The sequence below is a fragment of the Mesorhizobium sp. M0292 genome, from assembly GCF_040321695.1.
GTDB lineage: Bacteria > Pseudomonadota > Alphaproteobacteria > Rhizobiales > Rhizobiaceae > Mesorhizobium.
Genome location: NZ_JAMYSB010000053.1, coordinates 2,501 through 6,228 on the forward strand (window position 1 = coordinate 2,501; position 3,728 = coordinate 6,228).

General features: G+C 53.6%; 2 rRNA genes. Both read left to right on the forward strand.

The features are described from left to right. The first annotated feature begins 399 nt into the window (after nt 1-399). A 23S ribosomal RNA gene (locus tag NKI96_RS32345) occupies nt 400-3,201 on the forward strand. A 201-nt stretch (nt 3,202-3,402) separates the two neighbouring features. Continuing rightward, a 5S ribosomal RNA gene (rrf, locus tag NKI96_RS32350) occupies nt 3,403-3,517 on the forward strand. Nucleotides 3,518-3,728 lie beyond the last annotated feature (211 nt).

Consider the following 3,728-nt stretch of genomic DNA (forward strand, 5'->3'; position numbering starts at 1 on the left):
TCGTGTCGCGCGATCCGCAGGATCGTCGCCTTGAAGTGTGTCGAGTGAGGGTGGTGAAAAAAGTCATTCGTATAAAGGTTTGTGGTGAGCTTCTTGGCTTGCCGCTTGTTCTGTTTTGACATCGTAAAGAGAAGATTTGTTCGAACTTCATGAGCCGAAAGGTTCGTGATTTGTCGCGGGAGACGCTCAATCTCCCGCATATGATGGGTTTGCCTAACCGCACCCTCGAACCGATCTCGAGAAGCTGGTCTTTTTGTGCCAATGACATCGAATGTGGATCCCGCACAGGATCCGGTTCAGGCGACAATTCCTTTGGAATTGCGCGGACGCCAACCCCGCAAGGGAGAGGCTGAAGCGACAATCCTTCGGATTGCGCGGATGGGCATTGGCAATGAGAACGATCAAGTGTCTTAAGGGCAATTGGTGGATGCCTTGGCATGCACAGGCGATGAAGGACGTGATACGCTGCGATAAGCTACGGGGAGGTGCGAATACCCTTTGATCCGTAGATTTCCGAATGGGGAAACCCACCTAAGGTACTTGGAAAATCAGAGTAGCAGAGCGATCTGCTACTGTGGTTTCCAAGTATCGATAATAGGTAACTTATCCTGAATACATAGGGATAAAGTGGCGAACGCGGGGAACTGAAACATCTAAGTACCCGTAGGAAAGGACATCAACCGAGACTCCGGAAGTAGTGGCGAGCGAACCCGGACCAGGCCAGTGGCGATTGAGAGACAAGCGGAACCTTCTGGAAAGTAGGGCCATAGTGGGTGACAGCCCCGTACGCGTAATGCGATCAATCGTCCTCGAGTAAGGCGGGACACGTGAAATCCTGTCTGAAATTGGGAGGACCACCTTCCAAGCCTAAGTACTCGTGCATGACCGATAGCGAACTAGTACCGTGAGGGAAAGGTGAAAAGCACCCCGACAAGGGGAGTGAAAGAGTACCTGAAACCGATTGCCTACAAACAGTGGGAGCCCGCAAGGGTCACCACGTACCTTTTGTATAATGGGTCAGCGACTTAGTGTGACGAGCAAGCTTAAACCGCTAGGTGTAGGCGCAGCGAAAGCGAGTCTGAACAGGGCGTTCAGTTCGTCGCATTAGACCCGAAACCGAGTGATCTAGCCATGAGCAGGTTGAAGGTAAGGTAACACTTACTGGAGGACCGAACCCATAACTGTTGCAATAGTTCGGGATGACTTGTGGCTAGGGGTGAAAGGCCAATCAAACTCGGAAATAGCTGGTTCTCCGCGAAATCTATTTAGGTAGAGCGTCGACCGAATACCCCAGGGGGTAGAGCACTGGATGGGCTAGGGGTCCTCACCGGATTACCAAACCTAACCAAACTCCGAATACCTGGGAGTACTAGTCGGCAGACACACGGCGGGTGCTAACGTCCGTCGTGAAAAGGGAAACAACCCTGACCTACAGCTAAGGTCCCCAAGTTATGGCTAAGTGGGAAAGGATGTGAGGATCCCAAAACAACCAGGATGTTGGCTTAGAAGCAGCCATCATTTAAAGAAAGCGTAACAGCTCACTGGTCTAAATAAGGGTCTTTGCGCCGAAAATGTAACGGGGCTAAAGCCATACACCGAAGCTTAGGGTTTGGTCCGCAAGGGCCAAGCGGTAGCGGAGCGTTCTGTAAGCTGACGAAGCCATACCCGTGAGGGGTGGTGGAGGTATCAGAAGTGCGAATGCTGACATGAGTAACGTAAGGGGAGTGAGAGACTCCCCCGCCGAAAGACCAAGGGTTCCTGCTTAAAGCTAATCTGAGCAGGGTTAGCCGGCCCCTAAGACGAGGCGGAAACGCGTAGTCGATGGGAACCACGTTAATATTCGTGGGCTTGGAGGTAGTGACGGATCGCACAAGTTGTCCAATCTTATCGGATTGAACGGGCAGCGGAGCGGTTCCAGGAAATAGCTCCTCCTTATAAACCGTACCCGAAACCGACACTGGTGGTCAGGTAGAGTATACCAAGGCGCTTGAGAGAACTATGCTGAAGGAACTCGGCAAATTGCACGCGTAACTTCGGAAGAAGCGTGACCCTTTTCTACGCAAGTAGAGGAGGGTGGCACAGACCAGGGGGTAGCGACTGTTTATCAAAAACACAGGGCTCTGCGAAGTCGCAAGACGACGTATAGGGTCTGACGCCTGCCCGGTGCTGGAAGGTTAAGAGGAGGGGTGCAAGCTCTGAATCGAAGCCCCAGTAAACGGCGGCCGTAACTATAACGGTCCTAAGGTAGCGAAATTCCTTGTCGGGTAAGTTCCGACCTGCACGAATGGCGTAACGACTTCCCCGCTGTCTCCAGCATAGACTCAGTGAAATTGAATTCCCCGTGAAGATGCGGGGTTCCTGCGGTTAGACGGAAAGACCCCGTGCACCTTTACTATAGCTTTACATTGGCATTCGTAGTGGCATGTGTAGGATAGGTGGTAGGCTTTGAAACCTGGGCGCCAGCTCAGGTGGAGCCACCCTTGAAATACCACCCTTATTACTATGGATGTCTAACCGCGGCCCGTTATCCGGGTCCGGGACAATGTATGGTGGGTAGTTTGACTGGGGCGGTCGCCTCCTAAAGAGTAACGGAGGCGCGCGATGGTGGGCTCAGAACGGTCGGAAATCGTTCGCTGAGTGCAATGGCATAAGCCTGCCTGACTGCGAGACTGACAAGTCGAGCAGAGACGAAAGTCGGTCATAGTGATCCGGTGGTCCCGCGTGGAAGGGCCATCGCTCAACGGATAAAAGGTACGCCGGGGATAACAGGCTGATGACCCCCAAGAGTCCATATCGACGGGGTTGTTTGGCACCTCGATGTCGACTCATCGCATCCTGGGGCTGGAGCAGGTCCCAAGGGTATGGCTGTTCGCCATTTAAAGCGGTACGTGAGTTGGGTTCAGAACGTCGTGAGACAGTTCGGTCCCTATCTGCCGTGGGTGTAGGAATATTGAAAGGATCTGTCCCTAGTACGAGAGGACCGGGATGGACGGATCTCTGGTGGACCTGTTGTGGCGCCAGCCGCATAGCAGGGTAGCTATATCCGGACGGGATAACCGCTGAAGGCATCTAAGCGGGAAACCCACCTTAAAACGAGTATTCCCTGAGAACCGTGGAAGACGACCACGTTGATAGGCCGGGTGTGGAAGAGCGGCAACGCTTGAAGCTTACCGGTACTAATAGTTCGATCGGCTTGATCGTTCTCATTCCTTATGCTCATCGTGAACACGATGATCTGACCAGCGCTCACGCATGAGCGGCCCTTAACAGGGCCTATGCTCCGCGAGGGCGCCGGAAAACCGGCGACGCGCAGTCGCGCTTGCGGACTTTGTCCGTTAGCTAGACACAAACGTCGCCTTGGCACGAAAAAACAGCTTCTCGATATAACGTGCGTTTTGCCGACCTGGTGGTTATGGCGGAGCGGCTGCACCCGATCCCATTCCGAACTCGGCCGTGAAACGCTCCAGCGCTGATGGTACTTCGTCTCAAGACGCGGGAGAGTAGGTCGCTGCCAGGTCTGCAAAACGCACGTTGAACTCTCATCCGCAAACCGGATGAAACTGAATCTTCTCTCTACGAAAAGGCCCGCCAAGGGATCACGGGCCGCGCAAGCGGCCCTTTCATTTGGTCAGCCATATACCTATCTGTAAGCCATCCTGTTCATAGGCCCAGGCTTACGTCCAGATAAGCAAGCAAACGCTTGCTTCAGATCCGGAGCAGGCAAGAGC